This window comes from Streptomyces sp. NPDC000410, assembly GCF_040300305.1.
Taxonomy (GTDB): Bacteria; Actinomycetota; Actinomycetes; order Streptomycetales; family Streptomycetaceae; genus Streptomyces.
Genome location: NZ_JBEPDM010000009.1, coordinates 1 through 16,428, shown reverse-complemented (window position 1 = coordinate 16,428; position 16,428 = coordinate 1). Strand labels below are relative to the sequence as shown.

14 protein-coding genes and 1 pseudogene are annotated in these 16,428 nt (G+C 72.1%); 7 read left to right on the top strand and 8 right to left on the bottom strand.

The window, feature by feature from the left end; genetic code table 11:
• Positions 1–4 precede the first annotated feature (4 nt).
• The gene (locus ABT342_RS13425; protein WP_351571655.1) at positions 5–1,453 is read right to left on the bottom strand and encodes a purine-cytosine permease family protein; all 1,449 of its coding nucleotides are present in this window, start codon (positions 1,451–1,453) and stop codon (positions 5–7) included.
• Between the two features lie 85 nt (positions 1,454–1,538).
• Here ABT342_RS13425 and ABT342_RS13420 point away from each other — a divergent pair, with 85 nt between their 5' ends.
• A complete protein-coding gene (locus ABT342_RS13420; RefSeq protein WP_351571652.1) occupies positions 1,539–2,210 on the top strand; it encodes a TetR/AcrR family transcriptional regulator in 672 nt (223 codons plus the stop codon).
• On the opposite strand, the gene cynR is transcribed toward ABT342_RS13420, so the two are convergent.
• The 5 genes from cynR to ABT342_RS13395 all read right to left on the bottom strand — a co-directional run bounded on the left by cynR (position 2,098) and on the right by ABT342_RS13395 (position 6,411).
• Positions 2,098–3,168, bottom strand: coding sequence for a transcriptional regulator CynR (cynR, locus tag ABT342_RS13415; RefSeq protein WP_351571649.1), 1,071 nt, complete (start codon positions 3,166–3,168; stop codon positions 2,098–2,100). The two genes, ABT342_RS13420 and cynR, sit on opposite strands and share 113 nt — an antisense overlap.
• Positions 3,169–3,260: 92 nt before the next feature.
• Complete coding sequence (locus ABT342_RS13410; protein WP_351571647.1) at positions 3,261–3,773, bottom strand: nucleoside deaminase; 513 nt, start codon at positions 3,771–3,773, stop codon at positions 3,261–3,263.
• 48 nt (positions 3,774–3,821) lie between these two features.
• Positions 3,822–4,292, bottom strand: a complete 471-nt coding sequence (gene cynS / locus ABT342_RS13405; RefSeq protein WP_351571645.1) for a cyanase — start codon at positions 4,290–4,292, stop codon at positions 3,822–3,824.
• A gap of 124 nt (positions 4,293–4,416) precedes the next feature.
• Entirely contained in the window at positions 4,417–5,016 is a 600-nt protein-coding gene (locus ABT342_RS13400) for a carbonic anhydrase (protein ID WP_351571642.1), read from the bottom strand.
• A 195-nt stretch (positions 5,017–5,211) separates the two neighbouring features.
• Positions 5,212–6,411, bottom strand: coding sequence for a YncE family protein (locus tag ABT342_RS13395; RefSeq protein ID WP_351571639.1), 1,200 nt, complete (start codon positions 6,409–6,411; stop codon positions 5,212–5,214).
• 418 nt (positions 6,412–6,829) lie between these two features.
• Between ABT342_RS13395 and ABT342_RS13390 the strand changes: the two genes are divergently transcribed.
• The 3 genes from ABT342_RS13390 to ABT342_RS13380 all read left to right on the top strand — a co-directional run bounded on the left by ABT342_RS13390 (position 6,830) and on the right by ABT342_RS13380 (position 10,739).
• A complete protein-coding gene (locus ABT342_RS13390) occupies positions 6,830–7,954 on the top strand; it encodes an NAD(P)H-dependent flavin oxidoreductase (protein WP_351571636.1) in 1,125 nt (374 codons plus the stop codon).
• Positions 7,951–9,501, top strand: a complete 1,551-nt coding sequence (locus ABT342_RS13385; protein ID WP_351571633.1) for an acyl-CoA synthetase — start codon at positions 7,951–7,953, stop codon at positions 9,499–9,501. Before ABT342_RS13390 ends, ABT342_RS13385 begins: the two co-directional genes overlap by 4 nt.
• Positions 9,502–9,638: 137 nt before the next feature.
• Positions 9,639–10,739 (top strand): calcium:cation antiporter, encoded by a 1,101-nt coding sequence (locus ABT342_RS13380; RefSeq protein ID WP_351571630.1) that lies wholly within the window; start codon positions 9,639–9,641, stop codon positions 10,737–10,739.
• A 55-nt stretch (positions 10,740–10,794) separates the two neighbouring features.
• Here ABT342_RS13380 and ABT342_RS13375 read toward each other — a convergent pair whose 3' ends face one another.
• Complete coding sequence (locus tag ABT342_RS13375; RefSeq protein WP_351571627.1) at positions 10,795–12,030, bottom strand: lanthionine synthetase LanC family protein; 1,236 nt, start codon at positions 12,028–12,030, stop codon at positions 10,795–10,797.
• Positions 12,031–12,165: 135 nt separating this feature from the next.
• Between ABT342_RS13375 and ABT342_RS13370 the strand changes: the two genes are divergently transcribed.
• Entirely contained in the window at positions 12,166–13,665 is a 1,500-nt protein-coding gene (locus tag ABT342_RS13370) for an acyl-CoA synthetase (RefSeq protein ID WP_502965527.1), read from the top strand.
• 106 nt (positions 13,666–13,771) lie between these two features.
• Positions 13,772–13,969: pseudogene (locus ABT342_RS13365) on the top strand (hypothetical protein); the annotation flags it as partial.
• A 26-nt stretch (positions 13,970–13,995) separates the two neighbouring features.
• Here the strand turns inward: ABT342_RS13365 and paaK are convergent.
• Entirely contained in the window at positions 13,996–15,282 is a 1,287-nt protein-coding gene (paaK, locus tag ABT342_RS13360) for a phenylacetate--CoA ligase PaaK (RefSeq protein WP_351571624.1), read from the bottom strand.
• Positions 15,283–15,464: 182 nt separating this feature from the next.
• Between paaK and ABT342_RS13355 the strand changes: the two genes are divergently transcribed.
• Entirely contained in the window at positions 15,465–16,337 is an 873-nt protein-coding gene (locus ABT342_RS13355) for an alpha/beta fold hydrolase (protein WP_351571621.1), read from the top strand.
• The last annotated feature ends 91 nt before the right edge of the window (positions 16,338–16,428 follow it).

Here is a 16,428-nt window from a genome sequence, read left to right as displayed (position 1 = left end):
AGTGTCAGGGGCGCGGGGAGCCGGGGCGCGGGACGGTCCCGAGGACGCGTGCGGACGCCCAGTAGACGGCGGCGGCGACGGCCATGCCGGACGGGATCGCCATGTCGACATCACCCGTGGCCGCGGCGATCGGGCCGGTCCAGAAGGTGGTCGTCACCCACATCAGGGAGGTGAGTCCACCGGTGACGAGCGCGAGGACGCCGGACCAGTGGACACCGCGGTGGTACCAGAAGGGCCCGCCGTGTTCCTGCTCGAGCAGGTCCGGCCCGTCGTAGCGGTTGCGCCGCATGACGAGGTCGGTCACGGCCACCGCCATGGCCGGTCCGGTCACGACGACCACGAGCTGGAGCATGGTGTTGACGCTCGTGAGGAAGTCCTGGACGAGGATCGCGTACAGCGTCATGGCGGTGCCGAGGACGCCGATGGTCAGGACCGCGGGGATACGGGCGAGCCGGACGCCGACCGACTGGATGGACAGGCCGGCGCTGTAGGCCGTCATGCCGTTGTTCGCCACGGTGTTGGCGACCACCGCGATGACGAAGACGGGGACGAACCACCCGGGCAGGATGCTCTCCAGCGCGGCTTGCGGGTCGCTCATGTCGAGGCTGGTGGCCGCGAGCGCGCCGACGGAGGTGAACACGACGCTCGGCAGGTACGCGCCCGCGGCCGTCCACCCGGCGACGGCGAGCGGGCCGCTGTCGCCGGGCAGGTACCGGGCCAGGTCGGGGCTGTTGTTGTAGGACAGCGGCGTGGAGGCGACGATGGTGAAGCCGATGCCCAGCGTGGCGGCGAGCGCGGTGCCCTGCAGAGGCTCCGCCGGGGCGTAGGACCAGTCGGCCTGGGCGAGCACGTATCCCGTCACGACGACGAACACGAGGGTCAGCAGGACGCTGAGCGCGGTGTAGAGGCGGACGATCGTCGCGTATCCGTAGATCGCGATCAAGAGGGTCGCCCCGGCGATGAGACAGATGACGGCCGCGTCGACGGCCGGGCCGGCCGGCAGTCCCATCCGTCCTGCCAGGCCGATGCCCGCGACCGAGGCGGCCGACCAGTTCAGGGCGAGGTAGGCCGAGGCGATGAGCCAGCCGGTCAGGATGAGCACGCCCTTGTTGCCCATGACCCCGTAGAACGCGCGCGAGACGACCGAGCCGCTCGTGCCGGCGACCGGGCCGCTCGCCGCGAGGATCCCCGTGAAGATCCACAGCAGGTTTCCGGCGATGATCACACCGACCGCCTGCGGGAGCGTGAGCCCCATGAGGATCAGGGTGGCGCCGACCGTGAAGCTCAGGTAGCTGACGTTCGGAGCCGCCCATACCGCGAAGAGCCGGCGCGGGTGCCCCGTCCGCTCGTCGGCGGGGACGAGGTCGATGCCCCGGGTTTCCGGATGCCCCGCCCGCTCGGGGCCCTGTCCGTCGAGAGCTCCTGCGCGGGTGGTGGTGGGGTGTGTCGTCATCGAAGCCTCTCGGGTGCGCCTCCGGCGCCGTTATTGGTCAGTCGGCCAACAGTGTATTGGTCACCGATCCAATAACCTTTGACCCATGACGTCAAGACCTCGGCCGATACGAACGCGAAAGCTGCCGGAACAGCGCCGTGCGGAGATCGTGGAGACCGCCGCGCACATCGCGCTGGAGGAGGGACTGGAGCTGATCACGCTGCGGCGCGTCGCCGAGGAGATGGGCGTCCGCCCCGGCCTCATCAGCCACTACTTCCCCGCGGCGGACAACCTCGTCAGCGAGGCGTTCACCCACGCCACGACCAGGGAACGCGACTCGCTCCTGCCGCCGCACGAGCAGGACCTGCCGCCCGTCGAGCGTCTCGCGCGCTTCCTCGTGGGGCTCGCGGACGGTGACTACCTGGACCTCAGCCGCCTGTGGCTGAACGCACGGCACCTCAGCAGGTTCAAGGACTCCTTGCGCCACGCGGTGCGCACGCAGGAATCGGAGACGCGGGCCGCTCTCGTGGCCCTCGTCGACAGAGGCGTCCGGGCCGGGGAGTTCACGACCGACGACGCGCTCAGGGCGACTCTGCACATCCTCATCGCCGTCGACGGCCTGGGGGCGTACGCCAACGACGACTCGCCGCCGCAGGACCCGGATCTCAGCGACGTGGCGATCGAGACGGCCGAGTCCCGGCTGGGTCTTGCCTCGGGCACGCTCCGCGCGCGGGCGGGTACGCGCGGGACTCCACCACCTCACGGGTCAGCCGGCTGAAGGCCCCGGCCGCGGGGCTCAGATGGGCGAGTTCCCGCCTGAGCAGCGTGACGGTACGGGGCGGAAGGGCGGGGTCGAGCGGCACCGGGCGCAGTCCCGGGTGGTCGTGGGTCACGGCGTCGGGGAGCACGGTGGCCAAGGACGTGCGCCGGACGATCTCGGTGAGCGCCTGGACCGAGTTCGCCTCCATCGCGATGCGGGGCGTGACACCGTGCTCGGCGAAGTAGGCGTCGATGTGACCGCGGGTGGCGAAGTCCTGGCTGAGCAGGACGAGCTGATGCTCGGTCACCTCGGCCACGGGCAGCACGTCCCGCTCCCGAACGGGCAGCACGTCCCGCTCCCGAACGGGCGGCATGTCCCTCTCCCGTACGGGCGGCGTGTCCCTCTCCTGTGCGGGCGGCGCGTCCCTCCCGGAGGCACCGTCGGGCCCGGTCCGGTCCGCACCCACGACGAGGCTGAGCCTCTCGTGGTACAGGGCCGTCGCCTCGATGCCCGGCTGATGCGGCCCCGCGAAGGCGATGCCGACGTCGATGTCGTCGGCGAGCAGGGCGGACTCCATGCGGCTTTGGGTCATCTCCCGGACGGAGAGGGTGATTCCGGGATGGCGGGCGTGGAGCTCGGCGGCGAGCGGGCCGACGAGGTAGGCCGTGAACGTGGGGGTGATCGCGAGCCTGAGGTGGCCGCGGGAGAGGTCCCGCACCTCGTGGAGGGCGCGTTCCGCGGCGGCCAGGTCGCGCAGGGCCCGTCGCGCGTACACGACGTACGTCTCGCCCGCGCCGGTGAGCCGGACCGTACGTCCGGTGCGGTCCAGCAACTGTGTGCCCAGCCTCTGCTCCAGCTGTCTGATCTGCTGGGAGAGGGTCGGCTGGGAGATGTGCAGCTCCTCCGCGGCGCGGGTGAAGCTGCCCTGATCGGCGACGGCGAGCAGGTAGCGCAGGTGACGCAGTTCCACGGACACCTTCCATCATAGGCAGCGTCGATGGAAGCACCCGGATACCGTGGCTGCGGCTATTGCGAGGGGTATGGGCGGGGGCGCATCCGCCCGAGCGGTCAGGGCCGCTCGTCCCGGCGTGCCTGCCGATGGAAGCTGCTGTGCATGTCGCGCATGCGATCGGCGAGCTCCGGAACCGGTCCCCGCACGTCGAGGCCGGGGACCACGTCGTCGACGGTCAGGCAGCGCACCGGTGACGGTGCCACACCCAGCTCGGTCAGCCACTGCGTCAACTGGGCGGCGGAGTGGGCGTAGACGATGGGACCGAGGCCCACCCAGCCGTGGGCGGCCGAGCACATCGGGCAGTGTTCCCCCGAGGTGTACACGGTGGAGGCCCTCCGCTGCCGCTCGGTGAGATGGACGACGGCCCAACGGGCGAGCGCGAACTCCGGATGCCGGGTGACGTCGCCGAGACTGTGCACCCGATTGCGCTCCTCCGCCAGGACCTGCCCGTCGGGGCCGACCAGGACGGAGCCGAACGGTTCGTCACCGGCGCGCAGCGCCTCCGCCGCCAGGTCCACGGCCCTTCGCAGGTGCCGGAGGTCCGTCTCGTCCGGTCGGGCGGGGGTCATGACTGCTCCTTCATGTAGGGATGGGCCCCGGGTGGCGGCGGCCTCGCGTCAGAAGGGCTTGGTCGGCAGGTACTTGCCGTCCAGGGTGATCACCGCGCGCTCGCCGCCCTCGGGGTCGGCGACCTTCTTCACGTCGAGCCTGAAGTTGATCGCGCTGATGATGCCGTCGCCGAACTGCTCGTGGACGAGGGCCTTGAGGGTGGTGCCGTAGACCTGGAGCATCTCGTAGAAGCGGTAGATGGTCGGGTCGGTGGGAATGCCGCCGGGGATGGAGCCGCGGGTCGGGATGGTCCGCAGCAGCATGACCGCGTCGTCGTCCAGGTCCAGCAGCTCCGCGACGGCCTTCGCCGACTGTTCGGGCAGAGCGTGCTGGCCGAGGACGGCGGCGGTCACGAACGCGGGCGACAGGCCGGCGGCGTCGGCGATCCGCTGCCACGTGAGGTCCTTGCGGGTCTTGGCCTCGACGGCGGAGACGGCCAGGGCCTGACGGGCGGCGGGGTCGAACTGGGCGTGCGTCATGGCGACTTTCCTTCTGTCTGTGGGAATTGCCCGGGAACGGAACGGTCCCCATCGGGACCGTGGTGCGTGCGGGCGTGGTGGCCGCGGTCGTGCGTGCGGGACGGGCCGGCGCGGTCCGGGACGGTCAGGACACGGCCAGGGCGTCGTCGATGGTCTCGACGGTGCCCGCCCCGATGTCGAAGACCCAGCCGTGCAGAGCGATCACGCCCTCGGCCAGGGCGCGGGTCACCGAGGGGTGGGTGGCCAGGTTCTGCAACTGCGCGGCCACGTTCGCCCGGACCAGGGTGGTGACCCTGTCGGCGCCCGATCCGGCGGGGGCGGCGGCAGCGCGGGCGCGGGACGCGTCCGCGTGGCGGAGCCAGTCCGCGATGACGGGTGCGGCGCCGAGGTCGTGCCCTTCGGCGAGGACGGTCATCGCCCCGCAGGCGGTGTGCCCGCACACGACGATGTCGCGCACCCCCAGCACGGCCACGGCGTACTCGATGCTCGCGGCCACGCCGTCCGATCCGGGGCCGTAGGCGGGGACGAGATTGCCCGCGGTCCGGATCACGAACAGCTCACCCGGGTCGCTCTGGGTGATCAGCTCCGGCACGACTCTGGCGTCGGAGCAGCCGATGAACAGCGTCCCGGGACGGTGATCGGTCGCGAGACGCGAGAACAGCCTCGCCCTGGCCGGATAGACGTCCTCGCGGAACCGCGTGTAGCCGTCCTGCAGCTTGTGCACGATCACTCCCTTCGTGGTGGGTGCCTGCCTTGTGGGCCGACGTCATTCACCATGCACGACCAGGTGCTATAGCGTCCAAGAAGTGCTGTCGATGCATCGCATTGACAGTGTCTATAGCTCCGGACGGGGCGGCTGAGGGCGTGCGCGACGGGGTGTCGCGGAGGGCCGCCGCAGGGCAGGAGCACGCAGGGGCACCTACAGCACGGCGATTCCCAGGGGCCGTTCACCGACCGGGAGGCGCGTCACGTCGCCCGTCGCGATGTCGACGACGCTGAGGCCGTTCCAGTAGCCGTCGCGGGTGAAGCCGCCGGAGACGTAGGCGGTGCGGCCGTCGGCCGACACGGCGACGTCCTCGTGGGGCCCGTCGAGAGGGATGACGCGCTCGTCGCCGTCGGGGGCGCGGACGGTGAGGGACGGACCGGCGTCCTCGGACGGGTCGATCGGTCCGGTGCCGACCACGTACAGAGTGCCGTCACCGGTCACCGTGGCGCCGTGCTGGTGGGTGTTGGCGGTCATGGTTTCGATGCGCACCCGGCCGGTCTCCGGGTCGACCACCGCGAGGCGTTCGCCCTCGAAGGGGAGCAGGAGGGCGCCGTCGGAGGGGCGCACGGCGGTGTAGTGCGGCTTGAGCCAGGAGCCGAGGCCCCCCTCGGTGCCGTACGGGGCCACTTCGATGCGGCGGGTGCCCCAGTCGCCGGTGCCGACGACGGTGACGTCGAAGGAATCGTGGTTCGTGGCGTAGACATGGCGGCCGTCGCGAGAGACGTCGACGTCGAAGGGCCGCCGTCCCACCGGGACGCTCCTGACCACACGATCCCGCCGGGTGTCGATCACCTCCAGCGTGCCGTTGCCGCCGGGGACGTTCACGCCGACGTAGACGAACCGCCCGTCGGGGGAGAGCGCGATGCCCATCCCGCCGCCCCGGTACTCGCCGGTGGTCACCGGCCCGGTGTCGGTCGCGTACGGGATCAGGGCGGTGCGCTCACGGCTCCTGGTGTCCACCACGGCGACGCCTTCCGCCGTCGCCACCCACGCCCTCCCGTCGGCGCCGAGCGCGATCCCGTACGGGGCCGTGCCCACCTCCACCGACGCCGGGCCGGCCGCCTCGCCACGCCGTGACGGATCGACGAAGGTCACGGTGTCGGCCCCGAAGTCGCTGGCCACCAGGGTGCCTTCGACGGTGCGCGCCGGACCGCCGGAGGCGCCCGGCGCGCTCGGGCGTGCTCCGGAGGCCGGGGCGGAGGCGGAGGTGGAGGGCGCGGCGGCGCGGGGGGACGCGGCGGGGTCGCCGCCGCCCGGTGCGCATCCGGTCAGCACCGCCGCCGCCGCGGCCAGCGCCGCGAGCGCGGCGGCCGGTACGGCCCGGTGGGCCTGCGGGATTGATTTCCTGCTCACGGCAAACCTCCACAGAGGGGGAAGGGGAATCGGTCGGTGGCGCGCCGGGCGAGGACGTCCGTACGCCGTCGGCGCCCGAGCCACCCACCCGGCCGACCGCAGGGCGGGCAGCTCATCGATGGGTCGCGCCGTCGGCCACGCCGCGGCCGGGAGGCGCGCGGGCGGGCGCCGACCGGTGCCGGGTGACGGAGCGCTTCGCGCGCCGCGTCCAGCCTCCGCCCGGGGGCCCGCCATGACCATCACCACACAGGCTGGTCCCGACGAGCGGGGCGGGTGACAAGAGGGTCGTCCGATCGGTCGATCCACTCCCCGCGCCCGGGTGCTGACCGGCCGGCGTCACTCGCCGGGCGGCGAAGAATCTGACACTGCATCAGAAAATCTCTTCCCTCGGCCGTCCCGCTGCGGCATCCTGCCGCCCATGGAGACGGAGCTGAGCAAGAAACTGGGCGTCGAGCACGCCATCTTCGGCTTCACGCCGTTCCCGGCGGTCGCCGCCGCCATCACGCGGGCCGGCGGATTCGGCGTGCTCGGCGCGGTCCGCTACACCGCCCCGGACGACCTCGCCCGCGATCTCGACTGGATGCAGGAGCACACCGGCGGCAAACCGTACGGCCTCGACGTCGTCATGCCCGCCAAGAAGGCCGAAGCCGCGGACGGGCACACCCTGACCGAGGCCGACGTCGAGGCGATGATCCCCGAAGGACACCGCCGTTTCGTCGAGGAGACCCTCGCCAAGCACGGCGTGCCCGCGCTGCCAGAGGGCGAGGCCTCCGGCTGGCGCATCACCGGCTGGATGGAGCAGGTCGCCCGCAGCCAGCTCGACGTCGCCTTCGACTACCCGATCAAGCTCCTCGCCAACGCGCTCGGCTCCCCGCCCGCCGACGTCGTCCAGCGCGCCCACGACCACGGCGTCCTCGTCGCCGCCCTCGCCGGCAGCGCCAAGCACGCCCGCCGCCACGCCGACGCGGGCATCGACATCGTCGTCGCCCAGGGCTACGAGGCCGGCGGTCACACCGGCGAGATCGCCTCCATGGTGCTCACCCCCGAGGTCGTCGAAGCCGTCAGCCCCCTTCCCGTACTCGCCGCCGGCGGGATCGGCAGCGGCGAACAGATCGCCGCCGGGCTCGCCCTCGGCGCCCAGGGCGTCTGGCTCGGCTCCCTCTGGCTCACCACCACCGAGGCCGACCTCCACTCCCGGGCGCTGACGGCCAGACTCCTCGCGGCCGGCTCCGGCGACACCGTCCGCTCCCGCGCCCTGTCCGGCAAACCCGCCCGCCAGCTGCGCACCGAATGGACCGACGCCTGGGACGACCCGAACGGCCCCGGCGCCCTGCCCATGCCGTTGCAGGGCCTGCTCGTCGCCGAGGCCGTGTCCCGGATCCAGAAGTACGAGATCGAACCGCTGCTCGGCACGCCCGTCGGCCAGATCGTCGGCCGGATGAATGCCGAGCGCAGCGTCCAGCAGGTCGTCGACGACCTCACGCGCGGCTTCGAACGAGCCATGGACCGTCTGAACCGTATCGCCGGAAGGAGCGGGTCATGAGTGCGCAGGTGAACGGATTCTGGGCCCAGGCGGCCGCCACCCCCGACCACACCGTCCTGATCGCGCCCGACGGCGAGGAGTGGACCGCCGGGCGGCTCCACGCCGACGTCAACCGGCTCGTCCACGGCCTGCGCGCGGCCGGACTCGAACGGGGTGACGCGTTCGCCGTCGTCCTCCCCAACGGCGTCGAGTTCTTCACCGCCTATCTCGCCGCCAGCCAGGCCGGGTTCTATCTCGTCCCCGTCAACCACCACCTCGTCGGCCCCGAGATCGCCTGGATCGTCGCCGACTCCGGGGCCAAGGTCCTCATCGCCCACGAACGGTTCGCGGCCGCCGCCACCGCCGCGGCCGACGAGGCGGAGCTCCCCGCGACCCACCGGCACGCGGTCGGCGAGATCCCGGGCTTCCGTCCGTACGCCGAACTCCTCGACGGACAGCCGGATTCGGCGCCCGACGGCCGCACCCTCGGCTGGGTGATGAACTACACCTCCGGCACCACCGGCCGCCCGCGCGGCATCCGCCGCCCCCTCACCGGCAGACTCCCCGAGGAGAGCCACCTCGGCGGCTTCCTCGGCATCTTCGGCATCAGGCCCTTCGAGGACAACGTCCATCTCGTCTGCTCGCCGCTCTACCACACCGCCGTCCTGCAGTTCGCGGGCGCGTCCCTGCACATCGGCCACCGGCTGGTGCTCATGGATAAGTGGACGCCCGAGGAGATGCTGCGGCTGATCGACACCTACGCCTGCACGCACACGCACATGGTTCCGACGCAGTTCCACCGGCTGCTCTCGCTCCCCGACGACGTACGGGCGCGGTACGACGTCACCTCGATGCGACACGCCATCCACGGCGCCGCGCCCTGCCCCGACCACGTCAAACGGGCGATGATCGACTGGTGGGGCACCTGCGTCGAGGAGTACTACGCGGCGAGCGAGGGCGGCGGCGCCTTCGCCACCGCCGAGGACTGGCTGAAGAAGCCCGGTACGGTCGGCAAGGCCTGGCCCATCAGCGAACTCGCCGTCTTCGACGACGACGGCAACCGGCTGCCGCCCGGCGAACTCGGCACCGTCTACATGAAGATGTCGACCGGCGGCTTCAGCTACCACAAGGACGAGACCAAGACCCGCAAGAACCGTATCGGCGACTTCTTCACCGTCGGTGACCTCGGCGTCCTCGACGAGGACGGCTATCTGTTCCTCCGCGACCGCAAGATCGACATGATCATCTCGGGTGGCGTCAACATCTACCCCGCCGAGATCGAGGCGGCCCTCCTCACCCACCCCGCCGTCGCCGACGCCGCGGCCTTCGGCATCCCGCACGCCGACTGGGGCGAGGAGGTCAAGGCCGTCATCGAACCGGCCGAGGGCCGGGAGCCGGGCCCGGCGCTCGCCGCCGAACTCCTCGCCCACTGTGAAGAGCGCCTCGCCGGCTACAAACGCCCCAAGAGCGTCGACTTCATCGCCACCATGCCCCGCGACCCCAACGGCAAGCTCTACAAGCGCCGTCTGCGCGACCCCTACTGGGAGGGCCGCGAACGCGCCGTGTGACGGCAGCGGCCTCCCGACCTGCGGGAGGCCGGACGTACCGCCGCGCGTACGCGCTGCGCCGACCGCCGTGAGCCCGTGCGACCCCATCGGCGCAGCACCCCGCGCGGCCCGCGCCGCCGCCTGGCAGCGTGACCCGCATGAAGACCGGCACGACAGCGCTGACCGCGCAGTGGACCACCTGGGTGCCGGTCGTCGCGGCCGTCGCCCTCGCGCTGGGCTGGGGACGTGAGCTGTCCGCCTTCTCCGTGGCCCTCGTGGGCGTGTGCCTGATCGGCGCCGTACTGGCCGCCGTCCACCACGCGGAGGTCGTCGCGCACCGGGCGGGCGAACCCTTCGGCTCCCTGGTCCTCGCCGTCGCGGTCACCGTCATCGAGGTCGGCCTGATCGTCACGCTGATGGCGGGCGGCGGAAGCAAGGCGTCCAGCTACGCCCGGGACACGGTGTTCGCCGCCGTCATGATCACCTGCAACGGGATCGTCGGCCTGTCCGTCCTCGTCAGCGCCCTGCGCAGCCGCGTCGCCGTCTTCCACGCCGAGGGCTCGGGCGGCGCACTGGCCACCGTCTGCACCCTCGCCACCATGACCCTCGTACTGCCCACCTTCACCACCGGCGCCCCGGGCCCCGAGTTCACCGGTGCCCAGCTCGCCTTCGCCGCGGTCTCCTCCCTCGTGCTGTACGGGGTCTTCGTCGCCGTCCAGACCGTGCGGCACCGCGACTACTTCCTGCCCGTGACACGCGACGGCGCCCCGTCCGACCCCGAGGAACACGCCGAGCTGCCCACCGTGCGCGAGGCCTGCTGGAGCCTCGGCCTGCTCGTCGTGGCGCTCGTCGCCGTCGTCGGCGACGCCAAGCTGGTCTCACCGTCCATCGAGGGGGGCGTGGAGTCGGCCGGGCTGCCCCAGGCCGTCGTCGGTGTGCTGATCGCCCTCATGGTGCTGGCCCCCGAGACCCTCGCGGCCGTCCGTGCCGCGCGCCGCGACCGTATGCAGACCAGCCTCAACCTGGCCTACGGCTCCGCGATGGCGAGCATCGGGCTCACCATCCCGGCCATCGCCCTCGCCTCGGTCTGGCTGTCCGGTCCGCTCGTCCTCGGGCTCGGCGCCACCCATATGGTGCTGCTCACGCTCACCGCCGTGGTCAGCGCGCTGACCGTGGTGCCGGGCCGCGCGACCCTCCTCCAGGGCAGCGTCCATTTGGTGATCTTCGCCGCGTTCGTCTTCCTCTCGTTCAGCCCGTGAAGGCCCGGCGGTGCATCACTCCGCCCACCCTCACGGTTTGTCCGGCGTGTCCGGCCTACTCGTGGGAGAGATCTCCCACGACGCGCCGGCCGCCGCCCGATCCCAGTCGGCGCAGGAACCCGAGGACCCCCGCGGAGCCGGTGCCCCAGCCACCGTTCGGCCTCGTCCGCGCGGCGCCGGGGGACACGGGTCCGGCGAGCGTGCCGCCCGTACGTGCCAGGACCAGCAGGGCGATGTCCCGCGCCCGCTGCTCGTACTCCGGCTCCTGGAGGTGACGTCCCGCGTCGAGGAGGAACTCCCCGACCCCGGCGAGGCCGCAGCACTGCGACACCGCCGTCATCCGCGGGGCGATCTCCAGCACCGCCCGTGCGACCTCCGCGACCAGCGGGATCAGATCCTCCCGGTCCGTCTCCCGGACCGCCCGGGTGAGCGCCGTACCGATCCCGGCCAGCCCCTGGCACCAGGAGGCGGCCACGGGGCCGACCCCCGCGGTGCGGACGTGGCGGACGAACTCCGCCGTACGGTCCGCGAGGACGCTGTACGCGGCGTCGAGCAGGGAGAGGTCGACGCCGAAGCTCGCCGCAGGGTCCCCGAGCGCCCGCCGGGCGGCCAGATACGCGGTGAGCGCGTGCGCCCGGCCCGCCAGACCGTACGCGAAGCCGATGGCGTGCCCGTTCCCTGACTGCCGTGCCCCGGCGGGCGGCCCGGCGCGCAGGGCCTCGACGCCCTGCTCCAGCCGGAGTCCCGGGATCTGCGCCGCGGCGTGCGTGAGGAAGGAGGCATCTCCCGTGTGCCGCCCCATGGCGAGGCTCCCCAGCAGAATCCCGGCGCTGCCACGGCTGAGGTCGTCGCGCCCTTCCCGTTCGTCGACGAGCGCGGTCCACAGGGTCCGGGCCCTGTCGGTCAGTTCCGGTTCGCCGAGCAGATCACCCGCCGCCGCGGCGAACACACAGGCGCCCGTGCCCCCGTGGAACAGACCGCCGGTGAGCTCGCGCGTATCGGCGAAGTCCAGGGTCCAGCGCGCCAGCCGCCCCACCAGCGGCGCGACGCGCGGATCGTCCGCGCGGTGCTGGAGCAGCTCCAGGCCCGTGCCCGCGCTGCCGTCGTAGCAGCTGATGGGGGAGGAGCGCGGCCCGGGAGGCACTTCGCCCGGCCGCATCAGGGCCTCCGCGTACCCGACCACCGCGTCCAGGGTGACCGCCCGCACCCGGACCAGGTCGCGCCCGGCGAAGGGCGAGGCGACGCTCTCGGGGTTCTCGCGCGTGGGCGCGGCTGTCCATGTCATGGCCATGTGGTCAACTCTGTTCCCGAGAGCACCAGTTGACGGGCATGCAGAGATCAACAGCAGGCAAAGCAAGTCATCCGATGAGTCAAGCGGTGATGGCGGATGCTTGACCCGGCCGGTGCCGCCGCTCAGGATCCAGCCATGGAAGCCTTGGAGCGACTTCTCAGCAGCACCGTCGACGGCGTTCTGCGACGCAGCGCGCAGCGCACCCCCGACCGTACCGCCGTCCGCTACGCGGACCGTTCCTGGACCTACGCCGAACTGGACCGGGCCGTCACCACCGCGGCCGCCGTGCTGACCGGCCACGGCCTGCGTGAGTTCGACCGCGTCGCCACCTACGGGCACAACTCCGACGCCTATCTGATCGCCTTCCTGGCCTGCTCCCGCGCCGGACTCGTGCACGTCCCGGTCAACCACAACCTGACCGGGGAGGACCTCGCGTACATCCTGAGCCAGTCGGGCAGTTCACTCGTGCTCGCCGATCCGGACCTGGCCGGCCGCGTCCCCGAAGGCTTCGCCGTACGCGCCCTGCGCGACACCGGGGGCTCGCTGCTGACCGCCCTCGCCGACCCTCAGGAGTACGACCCCGACCGCGATGCCCGCGAACTCGTCCAGCTGCTCTACACCTCCGGAACCACCGCCCTGCCGAAGGGCGCGATGATGACCCACCGCGCGCTCGTCCACGAGTACGTCTCCGCCGTCACGGCCCTGGATCTCGACGAGAACGACAAGCCCGTCCACTCGCTGCCGCTCTACCACTCCGCGCAGATGCATGTGTTCCTGCTGCCGTACCTCGCCGTCGGGGCGGAGAACACCATCCTCGACGCCCCCGACGCCGAGCAGATCTTCGACCTGGTCGAGGCGGGGCGCGCCGACAGTCTCTTCGCACCGCCCACCGTCTGGATCGCCCTGTCCCGGCATCCCGGCTTCGCCACCCGTGATCTGAGCGCGCTGCGAAAGGCGTACTACGGTGCGTCGATCATGCCCGTCCCCGTACTGGAGCGGTTGCGTGAACGGCTGCCGGGACTCGCCTTCTACAACTGCTTCGGCCAGAGCGAGATCGGGCCGCTCGCCACCGTCCTGCGCCCCGACGAGCACGAAGGGCGGATGGACTCCTGCGGCCGGCCCGTCCGGTTCGTCGAGGCGATGGTCGTCGACGAGGACGGTGACGAGGTCCCCGACGGCACGCCGGGGGAGATCGTCTACCGCTCCCCGCAGCTGTGCGACGGCTACTGGGACAAGCACGAGGAGACCAAGGCGGCCTTCCGGCGCGGCTGGTTCCGCTCGGGCGACCTCGCGGTGCGTGACAGCGAGGGGTACTACACGATCGTCGACCGGGTGAAGGACGTCATCAACTCCGGGGGAGTGCTGGTGGCTTCCCGGCAGGTCGAGGACGCGCTCTACACCCACCCGGCCGTCGCCGAGGCGGCGGTGGTCGGCCTGCCCGACGACCGCTGGATCGAGGCGGTCACCGCCGTCGTCGTACCGCGCGGCGAGGTCACGGAGGACGAGATCCTGGCCCACGCGCGCGAGAAGCTCGCCCACTTCAAGGCCCCGAAGCGGGTGCTGTTCGTGGACGCGCTGCCCCGCAACGCCAGCGGCAAGATCCTCAAGCGCGAGCTGCGGGACCGGTTCGCGTAGCGAAGACCTGCGCCGGGGCCTCGTGGGCACCGCTCTCCTCGGCGGCCCCGGCCCCACCTTCGGCACGAAGGAGGACCTGTACCGGGCGGTCGTGGAGCAGCTCACCGCGGAGCTGATCGCCCGCTTCGTCCTCGCCGGCTTCGACGGGCTGACGATGCAGCGCCTCCACGCGCCGGACGAGCCCGCCGAGAGCGCCGGCCGCCAGGCCTTGGTCTCCGCGACCGTCGCCCTGGCCGGAGGACGTCCGGAGCTCGCGGCCGTACCGGCGGACCGACGGCACGGCAGCCGCGGCCCCCGGCGCTGAACCGATCTCCCGTGGACGGCGCGGCGCTACTGCCGGCGCAGGTCCACGATCCGCTTGATCTTGCCCACCGACCGCTCCAGCGTCTCCGGATCCACCACCTCGACCCCCACCGACACCCCGATCCCGTCCTTCACCGCCGCCGCGATCTCCGCCGCCGCCGCGGCCCGCCGCTCCGGCGTCGCCCCGTCGCGTGCCTCGGCCCGCACTGTGAGCGCGTCCATCCGGCCCTCGCGGGTCAGCCGCAGCTGGAAGTGCGGGGCGACACCCGGCGTACGCAGCACGATCTCCTCGATCTGCGTCGGGAAGAGGTTCACCCCGCGCAGGATGATCATGTCGTCGCTGCGCCCGGTGACCTTCTCCATCCGCCGGAAGACCCGTGCCGTCCCCGGCAGCAGCCGCGTCAGATCCCGCGTCCGGTACCGGATCACCGGCATCGCCTCCTTCGTGAGCGAGGTGAAGACGAGCTCGCCCTCCTCCCCGTCCGGCAGCACCTCACCCGTGAACGGGTCGACGACCTCCGGGTAGAAGTGGTCCTCCCAGATGTGGAGCCCGTCCTTGGTCTCCACGCACTCCTGCGCCACCCCCGGACCGATCACCTCCGACAGCCCGTAGATGTCGACCGCGTCGATCGCGAACCGCTCCTCGATCTCCCGCCGCATCTCCTCGGTCCACGGCTCGGCGCCGAATATCCCCACCTGGAGCGAGGTCGAGCGCGGATCGACTCCCTGCCGCTCGAACTCGTCCAGCAGCGTCAGCATGTACGACGGCGTCACCATGATGATCTCGGGCCGGAAGTCCTGGATCAGCTGCACCTGGCGCGCGGTCATTCCGCCGGACGCGGGAATGACCGTGCAGCCCAGCCGCTCCGCCCCGTAGTGCGCCCCGAGCCCGCCCGTGAACAGGCCGTACCCGTACGCCACATGGATCTTGTGCCCGGGGCGTCCGCCCGCCGCGCGGATCGACCGGGCCACCACGTCGGCCCAGGTCCGCAGGTCCCGGTCGGTGTAGCCGACCACCGTGGGCCGCCCCGTCGTCCCGCTGGACGCGTGGATGCGCCGTACCCGCGACTGCTCCACGGCGAACATCCCGAACGGGTAGTGATCGCGCAGATCCGCCTTCGTCGTGAACGGGAAACGGGCCAGATCGGCCAGCGAGCGGCAGTCCTCGGGGCGCAGTCCCGCCTTGTCGAACGACTCCCGGTAGAAGGCGACGTTCTCGTAGGCGTGGCGCAGGGTCGCCCGCAGCCGCTCCAGCTGCAGGGCCCGGAGCTCCTCGCGGCTCAGGCGCTCCCCGGCATCCAGCAGGTCCGTCATAGGATTCCAGCCCCCAGCTCAGCTGCACAAGTCGGACGACCGATCATTCGGTCGAGCTGTTCGGGATCAGTAATCCAGCCACCCGGCCGGGCGTCAAGGGCTCCGACAGGCCCGGCTCGCACCCCACACCACGACCTACCCGTTGGCGCGAACACGGACGCCCAGGGAGGATGGATCACGTCATGCCGATGTTCAGCGCGTACGACGGGACCCAGCTCGCCTACCACCTCGAAGGGGACGGCGAGCCGCTGATCTGTCTGCCCGGCGGGCCGATGCGTGCCTCCGCCTACCTGGGCGACCTCGGCGGGCTGACCACCCACCGCAGGCTCGTCCGGCTCGATCTGCGCGGCACCGGGGACTCCGCGATGCCGGACGACCCGGCCACGTACCGCTGCGACCGGCTCGTCGGCGACGTCGAGGCGCTGCGCGCGCACCTGGGGCTCGACCGCGCCGACCTCCTCGGGCACTCGGCCGGCGGCAGTCTCGCCGTGCTGTACGCGGCGGCGTACCCCGCACGAGTGCGCTCGCTCACCCTCGTCACCCCCAGCACCCGTGCCCTCGGCATCCAGCCCACCGAACAGGACTGGCGCGCCGCCGCCGCCCTGCGTGAGGGCGAGCCCTGGTACGAGGCCGGCCGGGCCGCGTGGGAGCAGTTCCTCGCCGGTCACGACCTCGACGATCTCTGGCCGGACATCGTGCCGTTCATGTACGGCCGCTGGGACGCCACGGCCAGGGCCCACGCCGCGGACGAGGCCCACCAGGCCAACCCGCAGGCCAAGGGCGTCTACTACGCGAACGGCGCCCTCGACCCCGCGGCCACGGTGAAGGCCCTCGCCGCACTGGACGCGCCCGTGCTCGTGCTCGTGGGCGAGTACGACGGCGGCCCCACACCGGCCCACGCCACCGAGGCCGCCGCGCTGTTCCCGCACGCCGAAGTGGCCGTACAGGCGGGCGCCGCGCACTATCCGTGGCTCGACGACCCCGGCGCCTTCACCCGGACGGTCGCCGCGTTCCTCGACCGCGGCGCCGGCAGTCACCAGGCAGACGCCCGCTAGGCCGTGTCTGACAAATCCCGCCTGGCGCGCGACGCCCGGCACGTGCTCCCCCGTAGCCCTTCGGGCACGGGAGGTGCCCCCACGCTGCGTT

Bases quoted from the DNA above. Each gene is read 5' to 3' on its own strand.
- ABT342_RS13390 (WP_351571636.1), top strand. From the start codon at position 6,830: ATGGAGACGGAGCTGAGCAAGAAACTGGGCGTCGAGCACGCCATCTTC.
- ABT342_RS13355 (WP_351571621.1), top strand. From the start codon at position 15,465: ATGCCGATGTTCAGCGCGTACGACGGGACCCAGCTCGCCTACCACCTC.
- cynS (WP_351571645.1), bottom strand. From the start codon at position 4,292: ATGACGCACGCCCAGTTCGACCCCGCCGCCCGTCAGGCCCTGGCCGTC.
- ABT342_RS13375 (WP_351571627.1), bottom strand. From the start codon at position 12,030: ATGGCCATGACATGGACAGCCGCGCCCACGCGCGAGAACCCCGAGAGC.
- ABT342_RS13380 (WP_351571630.1), top strand. From the start codon at position 9,639: ATGAAGACCGGCACGACAGCGCTGACCGCGCAGTGGACCACCTGGGTG.
- ABT342_RS13370 (WP_502965527.1), top strand. From the start codon at position 12,166: ATGGAAGCCTTGGAGCGACTTCTCAGCAGCACCGTCGACGGCGTTCTG.
- paaK (WP_351571624.1), bottom strand. From the start codon at position 15,282: ATGACGGACCTGCTGGATGCCGGGGAGCGCCTGAGCCGCGAGGAGCTC.
- ABT342_RS13420 (WP_351571652.1), top strand. From the start codon at position 1,539: ATGACGTCAAGACCTCGGCCGATACGAACGCGAAAGCTGCCGGAACAG.
- ABT342_RS13385 (WP_351571633.1), top strand. From the start codon at position 7,951: ATGAGTGCGCAGGTGAACGGATTCTGGGCCCAGGCGGCCGCCACCCCC.
- ABT342_RS13425 (WP_351571655.1), bottom strand. From the start codon at position 1,453: ATGACGACACACCCCACCACCACCCGCGCAGGAGCTCTCGACGGACAG.
- ABT342_RS13410 (WP_351571647.1), bottom strand. From the start codon at position 3,773: ATGACCCCCGCCCGACCGGACGAGACGGACCTCCGGCACCTGCGAAGG.